Origin of the sequence: Neorhizobium sp. S3-V5DH (assembly GCF_004343065.1) — a bacterium.
Taxonomy (GTDB): domain Bacteria; phylum Pseudomonadota; class Alphaproteobacteria; order Rhizobiales; family Rhizobiaceae; genus Neorhizobium; species Neorhizobium huautlense.
In genome coordinates this window covers 143662-167539 of sequence record NZ_SMCL01000011.1, presented here as the reverse complement: position 1 = coordinate 167539, position 23878 = coordinate 143662, and the positions used below count along the sequence as shown (strand labels likewise).

Annotated in this window: 23 protein-coding genes and 2 pseudogenes; 19 read left to right on the top strand and 6 right to left on the bottom strand. The window is 59.1% G+C overall.

Features of this window, described 5'->3' with window-relative positions:
* Nucleotides 1–317: 317 nt before the first annotated feature.
* Nucleotides 318–569: pseudogene (locus EDE09_RS16840) on the top strand (type II toxin-antitoxin system RelE/ParE family toxin); the annotation flags it as partial.
* Nucleotides 570–964: 395 nt separating this feature from the next.
* Nucleotides 965–1195, top strand: a complete 231-nt coding sequence (locus tag EDE09_RS16835) for a BrnA antitoxin family protein (protein WP_112799909.1) — start codon at nt 965–967, stop codon at nt 1193–1195.
* An 87-nt stretch (nt 1196–1282) separates the two neighbouring features.
* Here the strand turns inward: EDE09_RS16835 and EDE09_RS16830 are convergent, their stop codons facing one another.
* The gene (locus EDE09_RS16830) at nt 1283–1720 is read right to left on the bottom strand and encodes an Lrp/AsnC family transcriptional regulator (RefSeq protein ID WP_105372439.1); all 438 of its coding nucleotides are present in this window, start codon (nt 1718–1720) and stop codon (nt 1283–1285) included.
* A 133-nt stretch (nt 1721–1853) separates the two neighbouring features.
* On the opposite strand from EDE09_RS16830, the gene EDE09_RS16825 reads away from it, so the two are divergent.
* The 5 genes from EDE09_RS16825 (at nt 1854) to EDE09_RS16805 (ending at nt 7198) form a co-directional block, all read left to right on the top strand.
* Nucleotides 1854–2903, top strand: a complete 1050-nt coding sequence (locus tag EDE09_RS16825; RefSeq protein ID WP_281033661.1) for an ornithine cyclodeaminase — start codon at nt 1854–1856, stop codon at nt 2901–2903.
* A 118-nt stretch (nt 2904–3021) separates the two neighbouring features.
* Nucleotides 3022–4311, top strand: coding sequence for an FAD-dependent oxidoreductase (locus EDE09_RS16820; RefSeq protein ID WP_132411885.1), 1290 nt, complete (start codon nt 3022–3024; stop codon nt 4309–4311).
* Nucleotides 4299–5018 carry a GntR family transcriptional regulator gene (locus tag EDE09_RS16815; protein WP_132411884.1) on the top strand — a complete coding sequence of 240 codons (720 nt, stop codon included), beginning with the start codon at nt 4299–4301 and terminating at the stop codon, nt 5016–5018. Before EDE09_RS16820 ends, EDE09_RS16815 begins: the two co-directional genes overlap by 13 nt.
* Before the next feature lie 80 nt (nt 5019–5098).
* Nucleotides 5099–6238, top strand: coding sequence for a Xaa-Pro peptidase family protein (locus tag EDE09_RS16810; protein ID WP_132411883.1), 1140 nt, complete (start codon nt 5099–5101; stop codon nt 6236–6238).
* 48 nt (nt 6239–6286) lie between these two features.
* Nucleotides 6287–7198 (top strand): dihydrodipicolinate synthase family protein, encoded by a 912-nt coding sequence (locus tag EDE09_RS16805; protein ID WP_132411882.1) that lies wholly within the window; start codon nt 6287–6289, stop codon nt 7196–7198.
* Between the two features lie 61 nt (nt 7199–7259).
* On the opposite strand, the gene EDE09_RS16800 is transcribed toward EDE09_RS16805, so the two are convergent.
* Nucleotides 7260–8600, bottom strand: a complete 1341-nt coding sequence (locus EDE09_RS16800; protein WP_105372420.1) for an MFS transporter — start codon at nt 8598–8600, stop codon at nt 7260–7262.
* Nucleotides 8601–8912: 312 nt separating this feature from the next.
* On the opposite strand from EDE09_RS16800, the gene cyoA reads away from it, so the two are divergent.
* The 6 genes from cyoA to EDE09_RS16770 all read left to right on the top strand — a co-directional run bounded on the left by cyoA (nt 8913) and on the right by EDE09_RS16770 (nt 15519).
* A complete protein-coding gene (gene cyoA / locus EDE09_RS16795) occupies nt 8913–10103 on the top strand; it encodes a ubiquinol oxidase subunit II (RefSeq protein WP_132411881.1) in 1191 nt (396 codons plus the stop codon).
* Between the two features lie 30 nt (nt 10104–10133).
* Entirely contained in the window at nt 10134–12137 is a 2004-nt protein-coding gene (gene cyoB, locus EDE09_RS16790) for a cytochrome o ubiquinol oxidase subunit I (RefSeq protein ID WP_132411879.1), read from the top strand.
* Nucleotide 12138: 1 nt separating this feature from the next.
* On the top strand, nt 12139–12762 hold the full coding sequence (gene cyoC, locus EDE09_RS16785) for a cytochrome o ubiquinol oxidase subunit III (RefSeq protein ID WP_105372417.1): 624 nt from the start codon (nt 12139–12141) through the stop codon (nt 12760–12762).
* Nucleotides 12759–13160: a cytochrome o ubiquinol oxidase subunit IV gene (cyoD, locus tag EDE09_RS16780; protein ID WP_105372416.1), complete on the top strand. Its 402-nt coding sequence runs from the start codon at nt 12759–12761 to the stop codon at nt 13158–13160. The genes cyoC and cyoD overlap by 4 nt, the downstream gene beginning before the upstream one ends.
* 96 nt (nt 13161–13256) lie before the next feature.
* Nucleotides 13257–13928 carry an SURF1 family protein gene (locus tag EDE09_RS16775; protein ID WP_132411912.1) on the top strand — a complete coding sequence of 224 codons (672 nt, stop codon included), beginning with the start codon at nt 13257–13259 and terminating at the stop codon, nt 13926–13928.
* A gap of 160 nt (nt 13929–14088) precedes the next feature.
* Nucleotides 14089–15519, top strand: coding sequence for a family 16 glycosylhydrolase (locus EDE09_RS16770; protein WP_132411877.1), 1431 nt, complete (start codon nt 14089–14091; stop codon nt 15517–15519).
* Between the two features lie 669 nt (nt 15520–16188).
* On the opposite strand, the gene EDE09_RS28460 is transcribed toward EDE09_RS16770, so the two are convergent.
* Nucleotides 16189–16686, bottom strand: coding sequence for a phospholipase D-like domain-containing protein (locus tag EDE09_RS28460; RefSeq protein WP_207914858.1), 498 nt, complete (start codon nt 16684–16686; stop codon nt 16189–16191).
* Between the two features lie 509 nt (nt 16687–17195).
* Here EDE09_RS28460 and EDE09_RS16760 point away from each other — a divergent pair.
* Together EDE09_RS16760 and EDE09_RS16750 are read left to right on the top strand one after the other, a co-directional pair.
* Nucleotides 17196–17612, top strand: a pseudogene (locus EDE09_RS16760) (SOS response-associated peptidase family protein); the annotation flags it as partial.
* Nucleotides 17613–17820: 208 nt separating this feature from the next.
* Nucleotides 17821–18258 carry a thermonuclease family protein gene (locus tag EDE09_RS16750; RefSeq protein WP_132411871.1) on the top strand — a complete coding sequence of 146 codons (438 nt, stop codon included), beginning with the start codon at nt 17821–17823 and terminating at the stop codon, nt 18256–18258.
* Here the strand turns inward: EDE09_RS16750 and EDE09_RS28690 are convergent.
* Nucleotides 18255–18455 carry a hypothetical protein gene (locus EDE09_RS28690; RefSeq protein WP_132411869.1) on the bottom strand — a complete coding sequence of 67 codons (201 nt, stop codon included), beginning with the start codon at nt 18453–18455 and terminating at the stop codon, nt 18255–18257. The genes EDE09_RS16750 and EDE09_RS28690 overlap by 4 nt on opposite strands.
* A gap of 136 nt (nt 18456–18591) precedes the next feature.
* Here EDE09_RS28690 and EDE09_RS16740 point away from each other — a divergent pair, with 136 nt between their 5' ends.
* Nucleotides 18592–18828 (top strand): hypothetical protein, encoded by a 237-nt coding sequence (locus EDE09_RS16740; RefSeq protein WP_132411867.1) that lies wholly within the window; start codon nt 18592–18594, stop codon nt 18826–18828.
* Nucleotides 18829–19113: 285 nt separating this feature from the next.
* Here EDE09_RS16740 and EDE09_RS16735 read toward each other — a convergent pair whose 3' ends face one another.
* On the bottom strand, nt 19114–20115 hold the full coding sequence (locus EDE09_RS16735) for a site-specific DNA-methyltransferase (protein WP_245505174.1): 1002 nt from the start codon (nt 20113–20115) through the stop codon (nt 19114–19116).
* Nucleotides 20116–20270: 155 nt separating this feature from the next.
* Here EDE09_RS16735 and EDE09_RS16730 point away from each other — a divergent pair, with 155 nt between their 5' ends.
* Nucleotides 20271–20717 (top strand): site-specific DNA-methyltransferase, encoded by a 447-nt coding sequence (locus tag EDE09_RS16730; RefSeq protein ID WP_165924201.1) that lies wholly within the window; start codon nt 20271–20273, stop codon nt 20715–20717.
* An 84-nt stretch (nt 20718–20801) separates the two neighbouring features.
* On the opposite strand, the gene EDE09_RS16725 is transcribed toward EDE09_RS16730, so the two are convergent.
* Nucleotides 20802–21419, bottom strand: coding sequence for a hypothetical protein (locus tag EDE09_RS16725; RefSeq protein ID WP_245505173.1), 618 nt, complete (start codon nt 21417–21419; stop codon nt 20802–20804).
* Between the two features lie 1070 nt (nt 21420–22489).
* On the opposite strand from EDE09_RS16725, the gene EDE09_RS16715 reads away from it, so the two are divergent.
* Nucleotides 22490–22747, top strand: a complete 258-nt coding sequence (locus EDE09_RS16715; protein ID WP_132411860.1) for a hypothetical protein — start codon at nt 22490–22492, stop codon at nt 22745–22747.
* An 873-nt stretch (nt 22748–23620) separates the two neighbouring features.
* A complete protein-coding gene (locus EDE09_RS28220; protein WP_162712240.1) occupies nt 23621–23770 on the top strand; it encodes a hypothetical protein in 150 nt (49 codons plus the stop codon).
* Nucleotides 23771–23878: the final 108 nt, after the last annotated feature.

Sequence of the window (23878 nt, the reverse complement as noted above, 5' to 3'; positions counted from 1 at the left end):
CAAAAAGTTGGACTGCTTCATAAGTTCAGGCCGAGGCTCCTTGTGACCACGGCGCATCAGCCCAAAGGCATTCTAGAGAAGTCGGTGGGCGTGATCAATCTCGATTAGAACGCCTACATCAGTTCAGCCGGGTTCTCTAGATATCTCTCCGTGGGCGAGCCCACCGACGACGACGCCGAGACCTTTGCGTTTTTGAATTCACAGAACAAGTTCTGCAGAACCTGAACCTGCAGCGACATTTTTTCACGCTGAGCGACGGTAAACTGCTGAGGGATCGAGACGAGGTCCTCGGCTATCTCGCTTACGGCTCTCTCTTTGTGGATCAGAACTATGATCTCCACGAAAACAACCATTTCGGTACAGTAAGACCGAATGCCGCTGGACGAGTGGTTACCCGGCTCGTCGCTGCTGTAGATAAGCTGGCAGAGCTTCCGGCCGCTGGTCGCATCGGTCGCATCACCGGCACGCGCGAACTCGTATTGTCCGACATTCCCTACATCATCCCCTATCGGCTTCGGCACGACATCGAGATTCTCACAGTGATGCACGCCTCTCAGAAATGGCCGAAAAGCTGTAAATTCAGGGCGTCTCCAATCAAGAGTTCAATTGCAGCCACCTCCCGAAATCCGGATTCTGTCTTTTTAATAAGAAGTTAATGGCTAGAGGCGATTTGTAGCGTGTGCTTAACTATGGAACCCGCGGAATATGCCCAGCGCTCCATCGGGCGGAAACGGTGTCCATTCGGCACTTCTCCGTATCAATCCCATGCTTGCGGTGATACAGGAAGGGCGACGGTCGCCGATGCGCGGTCGAAAGATGATCGATGATCCAATCTTCAGCGTCATAAGTCTCGCCGGTTTCGGCAGGTAGGTCCGGAACCCGCTGATGATTTTCAAGATAGTGCGGCTCTTCAATGCTAAAGGCGTGTCTGGCCGCGCGGCATTGAGCAACCAAGGACGAATCCATGAAGACGCCGAGACGAGCCGCCAATCCGCGTGACGCCGCCGAAGCACTGTTCAGCCCGGCCAAGAAGCCGGCGGCGGCACCTGTCGAACAGCCAGTACTGCCGAATGCCAGGGAACTCGTTACCCTCAAGCTCGACAGCAAAGTGCTGGCATATTTCCAGTCGGCTGGCCCCGGTTGGCAAGACCGCATCAATGCAATTTTACGAGCCGCGATGAACGACGAAAACTAGAAGAACAAGGCCTTCTGGGCCGCTCTCGTTTCCCGTGCTAGGTTTCTTCACAACCAGTGGTTCGGGCAAGGCCGACAACCGTCTGGCTTAGACCGAGCTGAGCAGCAGACTGGTTTCGCTATTCGACACGCCATCGATCATGCGCACCTCGCGCAGCACGCGATCGAAATCCGAAAGGCTGGATGCACGGATATTGGCCACGAGATCCCAATTGCCGTTGGTGGTATGGAGCGAATAGATTTCGGCGATGCCGCGGAGCCTGCGAATAACCTGGGTGGTGGACTTGCCCACTACCTCGATCATCATCACCGCCCGCACGGATTGCGCATCGTAATCCTCCCTCACCCGCACGGTGAAGCCAAGCAGTGTTCCGGTTTCCATCAGCCGGTCGAGGCGGTTCTGCACGGTACCTCGGGCAACGCCAAGAGCCTTTGAAAGCCTCGACAGCGAGGCCCGGCCGTCCGCCCGCAAATGCGCGATAATCCGCCGGTCGAGATCGTCGGGAATATATTTTGCATTCTCCATAACGAGCCTTCTTCGCAAACTGGGCAACATGACTGGTCAATTTGTCCAAAATGCTGACCGATGCAACACAGCTTTGGCATTTAGCGGAGCGCGGCGGGCTGGTATCCTTGCCGAGAGTACCAAGGAGACAGATGTGCTGCAGGCCCCTTCCCAAAAAGCCCTTATCCCCTTTGTCAGCGTCGAAAACATGATGCGGCTCGTGCATCACATCGGTGTCGAGGCCTTCCTTGAGGAACTGGCAGGCGTTATCGAGGACGACTTCCGCCGGTGGGGGGCGTTCGACAAGACGCCGCGCGTCGCGTCCCATTCGCGTGAAGGCGTCATCGAATTGATGCCGACCTCCGACGGCGAGATCTACAGCTTCAAATATGTCAACGGACATCCGAAAAACATGGCCCACGGGCTTCAGACGGTGACCGCCTTCGGCCTGCTGGCGGAAGTCTCGACCGGTTACCCCGTGCTCCTGACGGAGATGACATTGCTGACCGCTTTGCGCACGGCCGCAACGTCTGCCATGGCAGCACGCCATCTTGCGCGCAACGGCGCCAGGACGATGGCGCTGATCGGCAATGGTGCGCAGGCGGAGTTCCAGGCATTGGCGATGAAAGCGGTGCTCGGCATCGAGCACGTCCTCCTTTACGACATCGATCCGGCAGCGACCGAAAAGACGATCCGCAACCTCGCCGGCTCAGGTTTGTCCGTCACCGGCTGCCGTTCCTCGCAGGCTGCCATCGAAGGGGCGGAGATCATCACAACCTGCACCGCGGACAAGCAGTTCGCAACCATTCTGACGGACAACATGATTGGCGCCGGTGTGCATATCAATGCGATCGGCGGCGATTGCCCTGGAAAGACCGAGCTCCACCGCGACATCCTACTGCGTGCAGACACTTTCGTGGAATATCCACCGCAGACGCGAATCGAGGGTGAAATTCAGCAGATGGCGCCTGACTACCCCGTAACCGAGCTTTGGCAGGTCGTCGCAGGGCTGGCACCTGGACGGCGCGACGAGCACCAGATCACCCTTTTCGATAGCGTCGGTTTTGCCATCGAAGATTTCTCCGCCCTCCGCTACGTTCGCGAAAGGCTTCGGCGAACCGATTTTTACCAGGAGATCGACATCATCGCGGATCCGGACGATCCGCGAGACCTCTTCGGCATGCTCCAGCGTGCAAAAGCGTAGTCGAGGGGTCATCGAAGTCGGGCATCCGACGAGGGCTCTTCCCCGGCACCTCGGACGAATGGACGTGACGGCCCTCTTCCGCTAATGGCTGACGGAGACAGTGGCAGCGGGGAAGCGTATGCCGGAACGGGACGTCATCATTGTCGGCGCAGGTTTTACCGGCCTTGTCGCCGCATCGGAACTGGCCAAAGCGGGCCTCGACGTGCTCCTGCTCGAAGCACGCAGCCGGGTCGGCGGAAAGGTCGAATCCGCCATCCTTGCGAACGGCAGACGGGTCGACACCGGCGGACAGTTCTTCTGCCGGGACATGCCGCAATTGATGGCGCTTATTGAGACCCATGGCACGATACCGGTGATGGCCTATGCCGATGGGGAAACCGTTTTCCGTCCCCCCGTTTCACCTGCCGAAGGCCGTGACCTGTGGCAGCGGGTCGATGCGCTTCGGGAGCGGATGATCGCAGCGGATCCCGATCCGGACCTGGCCGGGCTGACCGTTGCCGCCTGGGTTGCACGGCAGGACATTCCTGCAAATGTCGCACAAGGCTTTCTGCGGCTCGTCAAAGGCCTCTGGTGCCGGTCTCCGGATGAAATCTCCTTCACCTACCTCGCGTCGAACGATCGGCGGATAACCAATACCCATTCGGAATTGGAGATGTTCCTCGCCGGAACCATGCACGGGCTGGCCGAACGTATTGCCGCCAGCCTGGATCATCGGCTGCGGCTGAATGCCTGTGTCACTCATGTGGATCGCTCCCCAGATGGTGTCACGGTGAAAGTGGAGCAGGAGCGTCTTTCCGCGCGCAAACTCATCCTCGCCCTGCCGCCGAGCATGACCCGCCGGCTGTCGTTTTCGCCGGCTCTCCCGGCTCCCCTGAACCGGGCACTTGCGGCCTGGGGCGCCGGCGACGCGATAAAGGTCCACGTGACTTATGCTCGACCGTTCTGGCGCGCCCATGCGCTGAACGGGTCGGTGTTGTGGCAGGAACCGCAAGGCCTCTATGCCTGCGATGCAAGCCATGGGGAGCATTCGGGGTTGGTTGTCTTCATCGGTGGTCCCCTCGCTGCGGAATGGCACGGCAGGTCACGCGAAGAATTGCGGGCCTTCATCCTGGATCTGCTTGCCGACGCGTTCGGTCCGGAAGCAGGGCATCCTCAAGAGATCCATATCCGCGATTGGGTTGCCGATCCCTGGAGCGGCGGCGCCTATAGCGACGTCATCGTCGATCTCGATGCCGCAGACGCCGAGGATCTTCTCAACCGCGGCGCACCGCCCGTCTATTTTGCGTCTTCCGAGCTCTCCCCCTCTTTCCCGGGCTATATCGAGGGAGCCATTGTGGCGGGACAACAAGTGGCCGGTCGCGTTTTATCAAACATCAGACAAGGAATTGCGACATCATGGCAAGGATAGAGCCGGACGAGAACGAGCCTCCCCGTCCCCGCGGCTCCGGCACCCAGAGCGTTTATGCGGTATTGCGCCGGGAGATCCTCGCCATGGCGCTGCCGCCGGGAAGCCCGCTTGACGAGGTGCGGCTCTCGGATCGCTTCGGGATGTCGCGCACTCCCGTGCGGGAGGCGCTCCTGCGTCTTTCTGCCGAAGGCCTCATCACCACGCTTCCCAACCGCAACACTATCGTTTCACCGATCGATTTTGCGTCGCTTCCTGGCTATTTCGATGCGCTGACATTGATGTACAGAGTTACCACCCGCGGGGCAGCGATGCGGTCGGAGCCGGAGGCAATGAAGGTCATTCGTGCCCGCCAGGCAGAATTCGCAGCCGCCGTCGAAGCGCAGGACGCCTTGCGGATGATCGAGGCGAACCGCGAATTCCACGTCGCCATCGCCGAGCTTGCCGGCAATGCATACTATACCTCCTTCTTCGCGCGGCTTCTCGATGAGGGGCGGCGGATCCTGCGGCTTTATTACCGGACATTCGACGATCGCCTGCCGCGCCAATATGTCGAGGAACATGAAAAGATCATCGCGGCGATCGAGGCTCGCGACGCCGGACAGGCCGATGATCTTGCCATTCAGCATGCCGCCCAGATCGTCAAGCAGATCCAGGATTATCTTGCCCGCGACCTGGGTGATCCTCTCGATCTGGAAAAGCCCGTCTGAAGACCGATGTCGCACCCTAAGTTTCTGTCGACAAACTAAATACAGAGAGATATAACGTCCGGGCAAGCAAGGAATCCGACATGTCCTGGTCTCACCCTGTCCCGAAGATCACAGATGATGAACGCCGCCGGCGGCTTTCGCTGCTGCAGGCTTCGCTGGAAGAAAGACAACTGGGGGGACTGCTGCTCGGCTCGACGGAGAGCCTTCGTTACTTTACCGGCTTGGTCTGGCATCCAAGCGAGCGGCTCGTTGGCGCGCTGGTGACGCCAAACGCGGTCACCTATATTGCACCGGGTTTTGAAGAAAGCCGGATAGCAAGCCTGCCGCATCTGCCGGGCGAAATCGCCCTTTGGCAGGAAGACGAAAGCAGCGCTGCCCTGGTCGCGTCGCTCTTGCGGCCTGGCGTGAAGCTCGCTCTCGACGACGCCTTGCCTCTTTTCGTCTATCACCAGCTCGCCGCCGTCTTCGGCGCCGATCGGCTTTTTGATGGAGGCCGGCTGATCCGCGCCATGCGGCTTCGAAAGTCGGATACAGAAATTGCCATCATCCAATATGCGATGGATCTGACGCTGGAGGTGCATCGCCGGGCGCATGCGATCATCAAGCCGGGCATCACGGCATCCGAGGTCGTGCGTCATATCGACGAGCAGCATCGCGCGCTTGGCGCCAGCGGCTCCAGCTTCTGTATCGTGTCCTTCGGTCTCGCGACGTCCCTGCCCCACGGGGCTGACGGTGATCAGATCTATCAGCCCGGAGACGTCGTGCTGGTCGACACCGGCTGCCGGATCGACGGCTACCATTCCGACCTCACCCGCACCTATGTGATGGAAGAGCCCACGACGGAATTTACGTCCGCCTGGTCAATCGAGCGCGAAGCGCAACAGGCCGTCTTCGAAGCTTGTCGCCCTGGCGCGACCTGCGGCAGTCTTGACGATGCGGCGCGCCGCGTTTTGTCCAGGCACGGCCTCGGCCCGGATTATGCGCTTCCCGGACTTCCGCATAGGGCAGGCCACGGCATTGGCATGGAAATCCACGAGGAGCCCTATGTCGTACGCGGCAACCCCACCGTGCTCGAACCCGGCATGTGCTTTTCGAACGAGCCGATGATCGTTTTTCCGGGGCGCTTCGGCATACGTCTCGAAGACCATATCCACATGACCCCAACAGGCCCGGAATGGTTTACCCAGCCGGCAATGAGCCCGACCGAACCCTTTGCCTGACCGCTTCACCGGCAGCAACGGATCCGACAACCATAGGAGTGCTTGACAATGACCACAGGCTGGAGCGGCGTTTTTCCTGCCGTGACGACACAGTTCAACGAGGATTTCTCGATCGACATCGAGGCGACGCAGGGCGTGCAGGATGCGCTCGTGCGCGATGGCGTCAACGGGCTCATCGTCATGGGCACCTGCGGTGAAAACAATTCCCTCGATCCGGAAGAGAAGCGGACGATCCTCAAGGCGGCCGTCGAAGTCGTCGGCGGGCGTGTGCCGGTGATCACTGGCGTTTCCGAATTCGACACCCGCCGCGCCGTGGCTTACGCCCGGGATGCAGAAAAGCTCGGCGCCGACGGCCTCATGGTTCTGCCGGCCATGGTCTATGTGCCGAAGCCGGAGGAGCTGGTCGCGCATTTCAAGGCGGTCGCGGCGGCAACGTCGCTGCCGATCATGCTCTACAACAATCCACCCGCCTACCGCGTCAACATCACCAACGAGGTGCTGCGCGAGCTCGAAGGCGTGGCAAACATCAAAGCCGTCAAGGAAAGCGCGCCGGACCCCCGCCGCTTCACCGACCTGATCAATGCCTTTGGCGACCGGTTCGATATCTTCGCCGGGCTTGACGATGTGGCGCTTGAGGGCTTGCTGCTCGGCGCCAAGGGCTGGGTATCAGGCCTTACCAGCGCCTTCCCGCAGGAATCGGTGGCGCTCGTGGCTGCGGCAGCCCGCGGCGATTGGGAGGAGGCCCGCCGCATCTATCGCTGGTTCATGCCGCTTCTGCATCTCGATGCCGAACATGACCTCGTTCAATCGATCAAGCTTGCAGAGCAGATCATGGGCCGCGGATCGGAACGCGTCCGCATGCCGAGGATGACCTTGACCGGCGCCCGTCGCGCGGAGGTCACCGCCATGGTCGAAAAAGCCGCCGCCACCCGGCCGATACTGGCCAGGAAGGCTGCCTGAAGCCTATTCTCCGGCTCTTCGAAACACCTTCTCCCCGGCGGGGAGAAGGTAACTGGGCGGACTACGACCGTCCGGGCTCGCCGCTCTGGTCCAGGACCTTGCTGAGGCTGAGCGCTGCGATCGTGCAGATGGCGCCCGAAATCAGATATCCGCCGATGAAGATGATGCCGAAATTGCTGGCAAGGCCGAGCGCCACCAGGGGTGCGAACCCGGCCCCCACCAGCCAGGCAAGGTCTGACGTTAGTGCCGCGCCGGTATAGCGGTAATACTGGCTGAAACGAGAGGAAACGGCGCCGGAGGCCTGGCCGAAGGACAGGCCCAGGATACCGAAGCCGATGATGATGAAGGCATCCTGTCCCTTGCCCCCTGCGTCGAGCAGGAAGGGCGCCGAGAACGAGAAGATCGCGATGATCACCGCGCCCGCCATCAGCTGGCCGCGACGGCCGATACGGTCGGCAAGCACCCCTGACAGGACGATGCCGATGATCCCGACAGCCGCCCCGGCTACCTGAACCCACAGGAATTCGGCCGCCGACTGGCCGCCGTAAAGCGTCACCCAGCTCAGCGGGAAAATCGTCACCAGGTGAAACATGGCAAAGCTCGCGAGCGGAACGAAGGCGCCGAGCACGACGTCGTGGGCGTGTTTGCCGAGCATTTCGAAGACGGGCCGCGGCTGCAGTTCATTGGCCTCCAGCGCCGAGCCAAACTCCTTGCTCGCCACGATCCGCAACCGGGCAAAAAGCGCCACGACGTTGATCGCGAAAGCGACGAAGAACGGGTAACGCCAGCCCCAGGCTAGGAAGTCGGCTTCCGAAAGATTGGCGACGAAATAGCCAAACAGGATGCTCGCCAGCGCAAAGCCGATGGGCGCTCCAAGTTGCGGGATCATCGCATACCAGCCGCGGTGGTTGGGAGGCGCGTTGAGGTTGAGGAGGGAAGCCAGACCATCCCAGGCGCCGCCAAGCGCAAATCCCTGTCCGAGACGGAAGAGCGCCAGAAGCGCCACCGCCCAATAACCGATGGTTTCATATCCTGGCAGGAAAGCGATCGACGCGGTCGATCCGCCCAGAATAAAGAGCGCAATCGTCAGCTTTGTGCCGCGCCCGTAGTTCCGGTCGATCCACATAAACACGAAGGATCCGACCGGCCGCGCCATGAAAGCCAGCGGAAAGATCGCAAACGACATCAAGGTTGCCGTTACCGGATCGGGAGCGAAGGGAAAGATAAGCTTGGGAAAAACGAGGACGGAACCGAGGCCGTAGACGAAAAAATCGAAGAACTCCGACATGCGACCGATGATCACACCGATGGCGATGCTGCCCGCCGATATCGGCTTGTCGTCGTGAATCCGGCGGGCATCCCGTTCCATGCCAGACGATGTGGGATTGACGACCGTGTTCATGCTTTCCTCCTGGCGTGACTCCGCCTCACACGGGAAATGTTGATCAAACCGCCGGCGAGATCAAGAACAGTCGGCGAAAAAGCTTGAAGCGTCTTAAGAGCCGCGGCCCTCTAGCCGGAGCGGCATTGCGTCCTAGATGTCGTCAGGCGGGCATCGGCGACTTTTTGCGTTCAGCCTCAGGAAGTGCTGATCAGGCAAAAGGTTTCGTTGTTGCATTGCGACAAATTGCTGCACTGCGACGAACGACCTCATTCCCGACCGTGCCTCGTCGCGATTAGTCCAACTAGACAAAACGCAAATTTCGAGCCCGAGATGCAAAGTCTTTCCAAGTTCGTCGGTCGTCTCTTCCTTTTCCTGCCTGCCCTGGCTCTCACCGGATGCAACATGGTGGTCATGTCGCCTTCGGGCGATATCGCCGCTCAGCAGCGGGACCTGATCGTCGTTTCGACGGTGCTGATGTTGCTGATCATCGTGCCGGTCATTATCCTGACGCTGTTTTTCGCCTGGCGATACCGCCACTCCAATGAAAGCGCCCCGTACGATCCGGAATGGCATCATTCGACACGGCTCGAAGTCGTCATCTGGTCCGCGCCTCTGGCCATCATCATCGCGCTCGGCGCAGTCACCTGGATCAGCACCCACAAGCTCGACCCTTACCGCCCACTGGACCGGCTTGACGCCGAACGCGCCATACCTGCCGAGACAAAGCCGCTTACGGTCGAGGTCGTGGCGCTCGACTGGAAGTGGCTGTTTTTCTACCCGGACTACGGGATCGCGACGGTCAACGAGATGGCAGCGCCCGTCGACGTGCCGATCAACTTCAAGATCACGGCATCCTCGGTGATGAACTCGTTCTACGTTCCCGCGCTTGCCGGGATGATCTACGCGATGCCCGGCATGCAGACCAAATTGCACGCCGTCATCAACAAGGAAGGCGCGTACGACGGCCTTTCCAGCAACTATAGCGGCGACGGCTTTTCCCACATGCGCTTCAAGTTCCATGGTCTGCAGCAGGCAGGCTTCGATCAATGGGTCGCGCGGGTAAAGACGCAGGGCACCGCTCTCAGTCGCGATGCCTACCTGAAGCTCGAAAAGCCGAGCGCCAAGGAGCCGGTCCGCTATTTTGCCAGCGTCGAGGATGGGCTCTTCAACGCTATCCTCAACATGTGCGCGCGCCCCGGCCAGATGTGCATGAGCGAGATGATGCATATCGACATGGCGGGCGGCGGCGGTACGGAAAGCCACGACAGCCGCTCCAGGCTCGAATATGACAACCGCCATGCCGGCGAAGTTTCCCATGGAGCGGCAAGCCCAGGCGCCACATTCCCCGCCACCGGCAATCCCGCCCGCAGCCCGGAGCCTGCCGAAGGGGTGGATGCGCCGCATCAGCCGTCACAGACGCCAATCCAGCAGGACATGCATGAAGGCCACACGACGCCAGGCAGCGCTCCGGGCGGACCCGCAGCGCCGCAGATGAACCAACCCGGCGCGACGCAGCCCTGACCGGCGTATCAATCGATTTTGGATAGAACCATGTTCGGCAACAACACTTTGACGGAATTCATCTTCGGGCGGCTCTCATGGCAGGCCATCCCCTATCACGAACCCATCCTCGTCGTGACATTCGCTGTCGTGGCTCTGGGCGGACTCGCCCTGCTGGGGCTGATTACCAAATACAGGCTCTGGGGCTATCTCTGGACGGAGTGGTTTACCAGCGTCGACCACAAGAAGATCGGCATCATGTACGTGGTCTTGGCGTTGGTCATGCTGCTTCGCGGTTTTGCCGACGCGATCATGATGCGCATCCAGCAGGCGATCGCCTTCAACGGCAGTGAAGGCTACCTGAACCCGCACCACTACGATCAGATCTTCTCGGCCCACGGCGTGATCATGATCTTCTTCATGGCAATGCCCTTCGTGACCGGCCTGATGAATTATATCGTGCCGCTGCAGATCGGCGCCCGCGACGTTTCCTTCCCGTTCCTGAACAATTTCTCGTTCTGGATGACGACGGCCGGCGCGATCATCATCATGCTGTCGCTGTTCGTCGGCGAGTTCGCCCGCACCGGCTGGCTTGCCTATCCGCCGCTTTCAGGCGCCGACTACAGCCCGGGTGTCGGCGTGGATTACTACATCTGGGGATTGCAGGTGGCGGGTGTCGGCACCACACTTTCCGGCATCAACCTCATCGCCACGATCGTCAAGATGCGCGCGCCGGGCATGACTTTTATGAAGATGCCGGTCTTCACCTGGACCTCGCTCTGCACCAACGTGCTGATCGTCGCGACCTTCCCGATCCTGACCGCAACCCTCGCGCTCCTGACGCTCGACCGCTACGTCGGCACCAATTTCTTCACCAATGATCTTGGCGGCAATCCGATGATGTATGTGAACCTCATCTGGATCTGGGGTCATCCGGAGGTCTACATCCTGATCCTGCCGGCCTTCGGCATCTTTTCGGAAGTGGTGGCGACCTTCTGCGGCAAGCGCCTCTTCGGTTATGCCTCGATGGTCTATGCGACATGCGTCATCATGATCCTGTCGTATATCGTCTGGTTGCACCACTTCTTCACCATGGGCTCTGGGGCGTCGGTGAACGCCTTCTTCGGCATCACCACGATGATCATCTCGATCCCGACCGGCGCCAAGATGTTCAACTGGCTCTTCACCATGTATCGCGGCCGGATCCGCTACGAAGTGCCGATGTTGTGGACGATCGGCTTCATGGTGACCTTCGTCATCGGCGGCATGACGGGTGTCATGCTGGCCGTCCCTCCTGCCGATTTCGTCCTGCACAACTCCCTGTTCCTGATCGCGCATTTTCACAACGTGATCATCGGCGGCGTGGTCTTCGGACTGCTCGCCGGCGTCAATTACTGGTATCCCAAAGCGTTCGGTTACCGGCTGGATCCGTTCTGGGGCAAGATGAGCTTCTGGTTCTGGCTGATCGGCTTCTACGTCGCCTTCATGCCGCTCTACGTGCTCGGCCTGATGGGTATTACCCGTCGTGTCTCCCAGTTCGAGGACCAGTCCCTGCAGATCTGGTTCGTGATCGCCGCCTTCGGAGCCTTCCTGATCGCGCTCGGCATTGCCGCCTTCATCATCCAGCTGGTCGTCAGCTTCCTCAGGCGCGACCAGCTGCGCGATACGACCGGAGATCCCTGGGATGGCCGGACGCTGGAATGGTCGACATCTTCGCCGCCGCCGGACTACAACTTCGCCTTTACGCCGGTCGTGCACGATCATGACAGCTGGTACGATATGAAGCGCCGCGGCTACGAGCGCCCGCTCGCCGGGTTCAGACCCATCCACATGCCGAAGAACACCGGAACAGGCTTGATCCTGGCTGCCATCAGCGTCGCCTTTGCCTTCGGCATGATCTGGTACATGTGGTGGCTGGCGGCCCTGTCTTTCGTCGCGATGCTTGCGGTCGCGATCGGCCACACCTTCAACTACAGCCGGGATTTCCACATCCCAGCCGAAACCGTAACTGCAACAGAGGACGCGCGCTCCCAATTGCTCGCGGAGCGGACCTGACATGGCAAGCACTCTCCAGGCGCAAGAAACCGACAAGCCGGAATTCTACCTCACCGAGGACCACCACCCGGAAGGCAGCACCATGCTGGGCTTCTGGCTCTATCTGATGAGCGACTGCCTGATCTTCGCGGTGCTGTTTGCGACCCACGGCGTCCTTGGCCGCTCCTATGCTGCCGGCCCCTCGCCCGCCGATCTGTTCGACCTGCCGCTGGTGGCCGTCAACACGGCCATGCTGTTGCTGTCGTCGATCACCTACGGCTTTGCCATGCTGCAGATGGAGCGCAATGCCAAGGCCGAGACGCTGTTCTGGCTCGGCGTTACCGGCGTGTTCGGCGCGATCTTCCTGGGGCTCGAGCTCTATGAATTCAATCATCTGATCCATGAAGGCGCCGGTCCCACTCGATCCGCCTTCCTCTCGTCCTTCTTCACCCTGGTCGGCACGCATGGCCTCCACGTCACCTTCGGCATCATCTGGCTGATAACCCTGATGGTGCAGGTCTCGATGCGGGGATTGATCCCTGAAAACCGGCGCCGGCTGATGTGCCTTTCGATGTTTTGGCACTTCCTCGACGTTGTCTGGATCGGCGTCTTTTCCTTTGTCTATCTGATCGGAGTCCTCGGATGAGCTCGCACGCCCCCGCCCACGAAAGCGCCTCCGCCACCCATCACGGCCACAGCAACGGCCATGGAGCCGGCCACGGTTCCCTGAAGGGTTATGTCATAGGCTTTCTGCTTTCCGTCATCCTGACCGCCATTCCGTTCTGGCTCGTCATGGGCGGCGTCTTCGACAGCAAGCTCTTGACCGCCTTTCTCGTCATGGGCGTTGGCGTCGTCCAGATCGTCGTCCACATGATCTACTTCCTTCATATGAATCCCCGCTCAGAAGGCGGCTGGACGATCATGGCGCTCATTTTCACGCTGGTGCTCGTCGGCATCGCGCTCGCCGGTTCGCTCTGGGTCATGCATCATCTGAACGCCAACATGATGCCGATGTCGCCGGAAATGATGAAGAACATGCCGTAGGGATCCGCTACCGTGAATTCGGGAGCGGTTCGCGTGACATCAGGAGAGGAAAAGGCTTCACCGTCTCACCGGTCCCGGCTGCTTTTTGCGACTGCCATGTTGCTGCTGGTCGCAGTTTTCCTGGGTCTCGGCACATGGCAGGTGCAGCGGCTTTTCTGGAAGCTCGACCTGATCGAGCGGGTGGAGGCCCGGGTGCATGCCGATCCCGCACCGTCTCCGGGACCGGCCGAATGGGCCGGCATTACCGCGGAAAAGGACGAGTACCGCCGCATCACTGCAAGCGGCACATTCCTCCACGACAGGGAGGTCCTGGTTCAGGCGGTAACGGTGCTTGGATCTGGTTTCTGGGTCGTGACGCCGCTTCAACGGGCCGACGGTACAACGATCCTGGTCAACCGCGGCTTCGTGCCGGAAGACCGCCGCGACCCGGCGTCACGGGCGGATGGAGAAGTCGCGGGCACGGTTGAGGTTGGCGGACTCCTGCGCATCACCGAGCCGGATGGCGCTTTTTTGCGAACCAATGTCCCCCACAATGACCGCTGGTATTCCCGCGACGTGGCAGCGATTGCCGCCGCCAAAGGGCTCACGAACGTCGCTCCCTTTTTCATCGATGCCGATTCTGCCCCCAATCCCAGCGGCTTGCCGGTCGGCGGGCTGACGGTCGTGCAGTTCCGCAACAGCCATCTCTTCTACGCCATCACCTGGTATTTCTTGGCGGCCATGAGCGCGGGGGCCGCCTATGCGGTCCTGCGCAGGCGGATCGGCTGAAGTGTCACGCGGCCGGATTTGATCGGCGCGGATGCCGATTTTGGCTGGCCATGGGAACCCATGCAGGTTACCTAGGTTTCGGAGGAGCGATGTCCGCCCGTCGTGCAGACATCTTTGAGAGGAGATATCGGGAGGATTTAGCCAAAACAGGAGAGGCTTGATGACCAGAACCGTTTTGAACGCCGTGGGTAAGACGCTTTATTATAGTGGCACCTCGACGGCGTGGTTTTCCGCCACCGGCTCCGGGCCGACCTTATCGGGAACTGCCGGCAACGACTCCATGTGGGGCGATAGTTCCGTCAACGTCACCATGAGCGGCGGTACAGGCGATGACATCTATTACCTCTACTCGAGCATCAATCGGGCCTACGAAGCCGCAAATTCCGGCGTCGATACTATCGACACCTGGATGAGCTATACTCTCCCCCAGAATTTCGAAAACCTCCGAGTGACAGGCGACAAACGTTTCGCTTTCGGAAACAGCGTCGACAACATCATCTCCGGCTCGTCCAGCCGGCAGACATTCGACGGCGGCGCGGGCAATGACGTCCTGATCGGCGGCGGTGGCGCGGACACCTTCATCTTTGCCAAGGGAAACGGCAGCGATCTGATTACCGATTTTGGCGCGGACGACACCATCCGGCTGAACAAGTACGGATTCACATCCTTCGAACAGCTCAGCAGCCATTTCATCCAAGAAGGCGCAAACCTGCGCATTGACCTTGGCGGCGGGGAGAGCCTCGTTTTAGCTGGAACGACGGCGGATAAACTCAACCCAGATCAATTCGCCCTGAGCCTCGACCGCTCCGGGCTGACCCAGACCTTTTCGGACGACTTCAATTCGCTGTTTCTTTACAACGGCACAAGCGGCACCTGGGACGCCAAGTTTCCTTGGGCTCCCGCCAAGGGCAGCTCCATGCCGACAAATGGCGAACTGCAGTGGTATATCAATCCGCTCTATGCCCCGACCGCTTCGGCAAACCCCTTCTCCGTCAATAACGGGGTGCTGACGATCACCGCGAAGCCGACGCCGGCGGCGCTCGAGAGCCTGGTGAATGGATATGACTACACGTCGGGCTTGCTCAATACGCACTCCACCTTCTCTCAAACCTACGGCTACTTCGAGATCCGTGCCGATATGCCCAATGACGGAGGCGTCTGGCCAGCCTTCTGGCTGCTTCCCGAGGATGGAAGCTGGCCGCCGGAACTCGACGTGGTGGAGATGCGCGGCCAGGATCCCAACACCCTCCATGTCTCGGCCCATTCCAACGCCACCGGCACGCAGACAACCCAGAGTTCAGCGGTCAACGTTCCCAGCACCGACGGCTTTCACACCTACGGCATGTTGTGGAATGAAGACGAGATCGTCTGGTATTTCGACGATGTCGCCATAGCCCGTGCCGATACGCCGGCGGACATGCATGACCCCATGTATATGCTGGTCAATCTTGCAGTGGGTGGCGCCGCCGGAACCCCCTCGAGCGGTCTGGTCAACGGTTCCCAGATGAAGATCGACTACATTCGCGCCTATTCGCTGGAAGAGGCTCCGGTTGCCGCGGCCGCAGACACGACGAATGACTGGCTGATGTGAGGTCACGTCAGCCCGACGACGCCGATAGCACTGGCGAGGGCAGGAGGGCGCCATCCTGCCCTCGATCATGACCGGCATTCCCGGATGAGATGACCCGCCAAATTGGGTCGCTCGTGGAGTTCTTGATCTGCCTGTTGTCCTTTATCACCTGTGTTGCCGGATCTGGTTCTGCCGCTGGCTCTGGCAGGAGCAACGCAGTCAATGAACGCTGCGGCGGCCGACAACATAGTGGCTGCCGGCCGGAGACGCTCCATTTTGGAACGGGGGCTGTGGGTATTTAGGAAACGCTGATCATGTTTACTAACGGACCTGGAACTATGAAACCGCAGCAATAATATTCCCGGGGCCGTAGAGACCCCCTTGGTTACCCCACCTGCGGCCGGAAGCTTGGCGGCGTGATGCGATAGGCGCCGCCGAGCCTCCGTCATGTCCTCCCGCGGCTGGCTCCGGCTGAATGTTTTCTTCCGATTCCAAAGGTCACAGGTTCGAATCCTGTCGGGTGCGCCAATCTTTTCAAGTGGATAGGCCGAAGTCCTAAACCTAAAAATTCCTAATAGGAAGCATATAGGAAGCAGGAAACGTTCTGGGAAAACCTGTGTATGGCTCTGCATACGCGAACTCAGACGTATTCCTGACCTGAACGTTAGGCATTCGAAGGGAACAATGAGTTCATCGCTCGCTACGTGAGTCCTTGGCCTTGCCGGCGATTAAAATGCCCGGCTTCTCGCCCTCGATGATGTGAACGCAGTTGGCGTGCCCGAAGATGCCGTTTTCCGTCAGGTTGGTCGACCCGAACAGGAGCGCCTGCAGTTTCCCGCCTTCGCTGAGGACGAGAAACTTGTTGTGCATGAGACGTCCGCGTTGGCGCGGCTTGCACACGTCAGCCAAGCCGGCGTCTTCAATCGCCTTTTCGTTCTTCTCCCATGACCCGGTGTCGCTCTCAATATCATCGTAGATGATCGAGAGATGAACGCCTCGTCTCTCCGCCGCTTTCAACGCGTCCTGGACGGCCGGCCATTGAAACTCGTAAAAGGCGCCCTCTAAGCTCCAAGCGTCGTCCTTAGCCCGCTCGATGAAAGCTACGATGGATTCTAGCAACCCGCGCGACAGCCATTCGTAGGCGCCTGGCCGGCCTTGGAGGGCAGCTTGTTTCGAACCGCCTCGCATATTCCTGAGTTGCGGGAGAACCGCGGTTGAAGAAGATGCTATGATCCTGACCGACACTCGGCTCGGTGTGCACCTTGCCCTTGACGCGACCGTCCTGCCGCGGGTTCGCCATACATCGCGACGACCTCGTACTCATAGTCCCGCTCGGGCTTTGCAGAATAGTCTGCCCATTGAAAGGTTTGGAAGGGATGGTAGAGGCTAGAGAACTGCTCGCCGGGCGCCGGGTGTTTCTCGACCGTCTCAAAGGTCTTCCATCCAGTAGGTCTCGCCTTCGGTGAAGTCCATGCGCCTAATAGCGAAGCCGCGGAGGCCAGCTCGCTTGGCTCCTTCGATGGTCCAACCAAGCAAAACCACGTAACTCCCGGCGACAGCGTTTACGGTAATTCTTTCGTCACTTAACCGCTTCCTCATCACACGCCCCGCGCGCCGAGTTGAAGAACACGCTATAGCTTAGATTGTATGACGGATCGAGGACTATTCTTGGACGTGGTTGGGACACCAGGGAGCGTGGGCTAGAGAACCGCTGCGTCGTGCCGGTGACACGGTTCGCTGAGTCTGACCCTGCCAGCAAGGTCGAAGGCGGAAGAACTCCGAACGCCTGGTTTGCCGGGGACGAAACCGAGCCACTGATGTTCTTCGCGGGGCTCTGGGTGCGCAATTGGCAATGCGTTCGGAAGGTCAAGGAAGGGCTGATCACCTGCGACCTATTTGCCTTCCTGACAACGGAGCCGAACAGCATCGTCGCGCCGATCCATCCAAAGGCCATGCCGGTGATCCTGAAGACTGAGGAAGAGGTCGAGGCGTGGCTGACGGCGCCGTGGGAGGAAGCGAAAACGCTTCAGCGGCCCCTGCCCGATGATCAGCTCGTGCTGCTGCCAAAGATGGAGCAGGCGGCCGACGAGGACAAAGAGCCGACTCTGCTATGACTGACGAAAGCCGCTCAGCTAACCCGGCCGCCAGTATTCACGTCAATCATTATTGCTGCATTGATGGCTGCGGGAAATGGGGAGGCTTTGGATTTGCGCGATCGCGCGGGGAAACACCGACTTGGTGGTGTTGGGAGCATTATCCGCATAGGCCCAATTCAGAGCGATCGGAGGCGATCGAAATTGCCGCATCATTGATTGTCAGCGAATGATTAGACTACTTTACGTACTTTTAACGTCTTCGCTCTGGTTGCTTGCCCAACCTGCCGCAGCAATTGAGGAATGTTCCGGGGGAGACCGGGCCGCCCGTCTCGTCACCTGCCTCGTCGACGGCGATACGGGGTGGGAGCGAGGCGTGAAATGGCGGCTGCTGGATATCGACACTCCGGAGACGTTTGAGGCGGAGTGCGAACGGGAGAAGGAAATCGGTGAGAAAGCGAAGCTGCGGCTTCAGTCGCTGATGGCGAAAGGATATCGCCTCGTCGACAGCGGAGGGAAGGATCGGACATCCGACCGCCGCGCCCTCGTAAGGGTTATGCCTCCTGACGGACGAGACGCTGGCAAGGTACTCGTGAAAGAAGGCCTTGCCCAACCCTGGCCGAACACAGGGAATCGCTGGTGCGATGTGAGGTGGCGCGGTTACTAACATTTCCTGGAAGTCGAATGGGGTTCACGGCCCATGGCGGCGGCAATCTTTCGCCAGTCACTGCCACCCATTCCTGGTATTCTTAAGATTTCCGCAGAAGGCAGATGTTGCAGATCCTCCGCCCTCTCGAATCCGAGTTGCTTGAGCTCGGCGAGAAGTGAAGGTTTGATTCTCAGGTCTGAGAGATTTGTAGCCATAACCAAGGAAGACCATACCCTTGCCGGTCCGGCAATTGTCGAATCCTACAAGGCTCACTTCGCCGGCCCGAAGCCCTTCCCTCTGCTTCGGCGGCCTTGAGTGCTACTAAATCCCCGATCTGCATTTGCCTTGGGCATGGTAGATATCCCTCCCCCACCCGTTCTACCTGATGACGAGAACCGTCACCTGCACTGCCAGATGGCGGTCGAGCTTCCCATACAAGACGTGATCGAAGCAGCCGTAGCCGCAGGATGGAGCGAGGCGGAAGCGCTCGCAGCTATCATCGAGGTTGCGGACAACCTCATGCTGGCGAACGTCAACAACGCAGAGCTTGACGCTCTGTTGAAGGCGATGAAGCGAAAACTGGAATGACTGGCGACTGCCCAATTTCTTGACATAGAGATGAAGCGCTCCAGGTAGGGCACGTCTTGTTGGAAACGCCGGGAGCATCCATGATCCGATATTACGTTGCCTTCGCGTTCTCGCTGACCGTGGCCCTCGCATCGCTGATCGCATCGTCGCGGTCGGTAACCCTGCTTTATTGAGCGGCTCCAACAAGGCAGCCGGAGGATAGAATTTGTATTTGGAAGGCGGAACGAAAGTGGATTTCGAGCGTTTATGTGCATATTTATCAGATCGTTAGCATGTATTACACACTTATGTTGACTTCCTCACTTGTGCGAGGTAGTTTGCCCACCACTGAAACTGATACTTGTCGCGTTGGGCGAGACGCATGGCAGCTTCGAAGTCGCGAGGTATCCCGCCCAGATCATAGCTAACGGCGCCGGGCATCGACTCTAGTCTTCCCTCAATGACCCTAATCGCATGATAGGCGACGTCTATGCCAATCCACCGCCGGCCGGCGGCTTGCGCGGCTGCAACGGTGGTACCGCACCCGCAAAACGGATCTAGCACGACATCGCCGGAATTCGAGGATGCACGAATAGTACGGTCGAGCAACGCTATTGGCTTTTGGGTCGGATATCCGAGACGTTCTGCAGCCTTTTGGTTGAGGCGATCAATATCGGTCCAAACATCTCCGACAGTGATCATGCGATTTTCCGGCACAAAGGGTTCGCTGGCCTTGCGCCGCGGCCACCCGCCATTCTTGGGCCAATGAATTTCGCCGGCGAGATCGAGGCGCTCCAGTTCAGCGACCGATTTTCCCCAATGGCGGCCGAGGGGTGTCGGATCATATCCTCGCCACGGCTTGCCGCTTTCACCTTCCTTGGTCACACCAGCTCCGGTCAGCTCGAATGTCTGGTACTTTTGGCCATCCTTTCCGAGAATCAGTGTGTGCGGCAGCTTTTGTGCATCGCCCTTCATCATTTGTGGATTGAAGCTCCGGATACTGCTGCCTTTGTACACCAGGATGACATCATGCAGCCGCGGCCACTTCCCTGTGGTGCTCCGGGCGTTCGTACGCTTCCATATAATTTCAGCATCGAACATCACAGGGCCGAATATCGCGTCCAGAACGATCTTCAGGTAGTGGCTCGCGGTCGGATCACAGTGCAAGTAAAGCGATCCGGTGTTTCGAAGCACGCGGCGCAGTTCCGACAACCGCTGGGCCATCATGACTAGGTAGGCCATCATGTCGCTTTCGCCCAAAGCTGAATGAAGTGCGTGAACAATATTGGCGACCGGGCCGCCATTCATCATAATCTCGTCAATTGCCCACTGAGCTTCGTTGCCCCACGTCCAAGTGTCCCTGAACGCTTCAACTTGAGCGCTAGCCGCTTCATCCTGGGGAGTCTTAAACAGAGGCCCTCAAAGAGATCAAGAAAGGGCCGGATCGCGGGATTGACGGCCAAATGTTTTTCATGAACGGTCCGCGTGGTTGGGGGAGGATTTTGACATCTGTAAAGGGCGGGCAGAACGTTGGTGCCAAAGATGTCCGCGAATTCAAGGCGGTAATCGACCGCGAGCGCGCTGAGATGGGCCTCTTCATCTGCCTGAAAGACGCCACTCGTGAAATGAACGCCGAGGCCGCTTCGTTCGGCTTCATTGAAACCGCTCATGGTCATCTCCCTCGGTTGCAGATCGTGACAATTTCCGACTGGTTCAAAGGACGCAGGCCTGCGCTACCGTCATTGGGCCATGTCTCTCGCGAGTATTTCGAGCCGGGCAAGCAAACCAAGCCCTCGAAGGCGAAGCGGCCGGATCCTAATGCGCCGGAATTCACATTCACCTTCCCTAGTACGAAGGCCGATTCAACGGTGATTCATTTCAATCCTGCTGCTATACGTGATCAAGCTTAGCAACGATAAGGTAAACCATCACACTCATTTCATCGAGCCGTACGACTCGGTTCCGCGCTCCCGGTCTTTAGTTGTGGATCCATTCTAACTACCGGCGGCTGAAAGCCGCTGGCGCTCCATTCGATCGATCCGCTCCCGAAGGTCAAGCAGGATATCCCTCGCGCCGTAGACGCTTCCCTGAGCCTGCTTCACTTCATCCAACTGCCGCTGGATATCCGCGCGCTGTTCATCGTAGCTATTGAAGACGCGATCGAGCTCCTTGCGAGGAACTTGCTCTTCCCGAAGCTCCTTGATCATCGCTTCGCTTCTCTGCCGGTCCTCGGCTCCTCTCGCCGTTCGCCACTCCAGTTCCTTCTGCGTCACCATTTTATCAGTGAGCAGTGCTACGCTTGATTTCAGGTCGCTTGTTGCCTCGCGAATGGGGAGGTATGCCAGACCGCCGAGCATGGCGGCGAATGCCAGGACGACGCTCAAGGCCTGCCATTGCGGCCGACTTCGTTCTGCGAGATTGGCAGAGAGCGCGGCGACTGAGGTCCGCATCTCGCTCGCCAGCGTCGTCATCCCGTTTTCCATGGCCTTGAAGCCAGCGCGCATCTCGGCTTCAAGATCCGTCTGGCGCCGGCCAAGGTTGGTGACCCGCTCGCGAAGCTGGGCGGTTACGGCGTCCGTATATATGCGGTTCACGTCGTTTCCATTCGCCATATCGTCATTCCCTGCCATCAGTCCCCAGACCCTTTCAATGCTTCATCAGGTGGTTCGTGCCGCATGAGGGCGGCGAAGGTATCTAGATCAATCGATATTCTCGTTCCCGGCTCATCGACGCGCTACGATCCCGGACGCAATCACCTGCCGAATAGGAACTCGCGATGCTGCGATGCAACGCCTGCCGGGATACGGGATGGGTTTGTGAGATCCACCCTAATCGGCCGTGGACAGGGACGCATGGCTGCGGCTGTGGAGCAACGGGAACGCCCTGCCCGGATTGCAATGAGACGAGCACGCGCTTTCCCGATGTGACGAAGGTTTATCGGTCGGTGATTGATGTGACCGGGAAGAAGGTGAACTGACCCGCGGGGGAGGCGATCAGCCAGCAGCCCGGTATAAATCGTTCGATCTATGTCACGGAAATTTCACGCTAATCGCAATCTCGTGTTTGCTAAAAGGACCTCGCCAAACTGACTGTTGGCGGGTCGGACGGGAAAAACGAACCGACCCGCCCTTCTTGTTTCTGTACTGCGTCGGCAGTGGGGTTCGCGTCCTGGCGGACCGGCGCGGACCCCATCCTCTGTGTTTAGGGGCGACGGGTACTGCGAGCCTGCCGCGTCACCCAAATGGGTGAGATCCCCAACGCGCTCATCATATCGGATGACCCGAGAAACATCACCGAGGGCCAATCGTTTTGTAGTGTCACGGGGGCGGACTTTTCCCTTCCTCGACCATCCCGAGTTCGCTCTCCGTGACGCCGTCTGTTGGAGAGCTTCGATGACTAGGTTGTATTATCTACTTGCCCACGTCTTCCCGCGAAGGAGGCGGCAAAGTTCCACCCGTACCCTGACCATTGCTGAACTGATCAGGGCCGGCGCGGGAAATTAAAAGCGGCCCTAAGTTCCAGCTGTTCGATCACGCCGGCCATCCCGCGGACCGATCGGTTTGCCGCGCTGGCCGGACGACTTGCCATTGTCTTTTAAGCTGATCTGCCGCGATTTTGCTCCGGACGGGAACTGTCACGGTAATGGGTTGTTGGTTGTCTCGTCCCTTAAAGAGCGCCGCCAATGCCACTCATCTATTTTCATCAAAACTACCTAGAGCAACTCATCGTTGACCCGGACGGAAGCGATCATGCTGATCTTCAGTCCGCTGAATCGGAGGCGGTCTCGGCAATTCGGGAGCTTGCGGCTCAGTGCCTGCGAGAAGGTAAGGAGTTCAAGCTCTGGAGCATCCGATTATGTGATGTTGACGGTAACACTCTGCCTGAGGTGTTCGCCCACGATGCGCTTGCAGGCATTTTCCCGCCTGTGTTTTACCCATAACGCGGTAATTCATCAGGGTGGAACGTTTCTCGCCCCCTCTAGTTAGGATCAAGAAGCGAGTGGTCTCCACGCCGACCCTCGGCCCGCTTCTCCCGTGATGATGTTGAAGGAAAGGCTTGCTTTCGGGCAGGCCTTTCCATTCAAATTGCGAGCCTTGCATGCGTGATCCAAAACCATGGCATCAGCCTGTTACTCTCAGAATCCCAGATGGGCCTACAGTAACGGTACCGAACTCAGAGGCGGCATTGATTTCACTCGATCTATGGCCCACGTCCGACATCCACACCGTGACCACCATCAGAAACACTCTCGTCGACGTTCTTCGCGGGGCGAGGACGATCCGGGAGGGAAGAAAAGCATTTATTGATGGTGCTCGCCAACTCGGCATCAAGGTGGTCGCTGAGTAGCCGCGGTGTTGTTACGGCAATGGCCTATCCAGCTTGATCTGCCTCTCCACCGTATTGTTGATGAAGTCCCAGCGCATGCCGATCGGCTGCCTCTCCAGGTCGTAATGACCGTTGAAGTATTGGATCAAGGCCGCCTCGCCTTCCATGTCGTGCCAGTCGGCGTCGCGCCAGCCGCGCTAGACCCGGGCGTAGGACCGGAAATCCACGAGTTCGAATGAACGCTCAAAGTCCTCCCGCATCGCTTCAACGAACTGACCAGCCGCATCGATCAGTTCTTCCCTGCTGACCTTCGCCATCGATATATCCTCGATATAGACCTGAAATCTCAGGTCACAGGATCTACATCGGTGAGAGGCCGCGCGCAAACACGGGCCTTTGCGATTGTGGCCGGGGCGAGGAACATCCGGAACGAACTATCGACTGGAGGATTGTGAGTCCGTCGCGATCCGCGACAAGGAGCCAGCAAATGCCAAACGAGAAAAAGCCGGACGAGCAGCAGAAGAAGCCCGAACAACAGCCCTATCAAAACCCGGGCAAAGACAAAAATCACCCGGGAGACGACGCGGCCGTTGACGCCTCGACTGAGCCTCGAACAGGGGAGCCGGCAAAGCGCTGAATAAAGTTCCGCCCGGGTAAGGCCCTGGCCAGAAAAGACTTTCCAAGGATCGAGAAACGGCATCATCGGCCGTCCTCGCGTGGTCAGGGCGATGGGTGGAACAGAGGC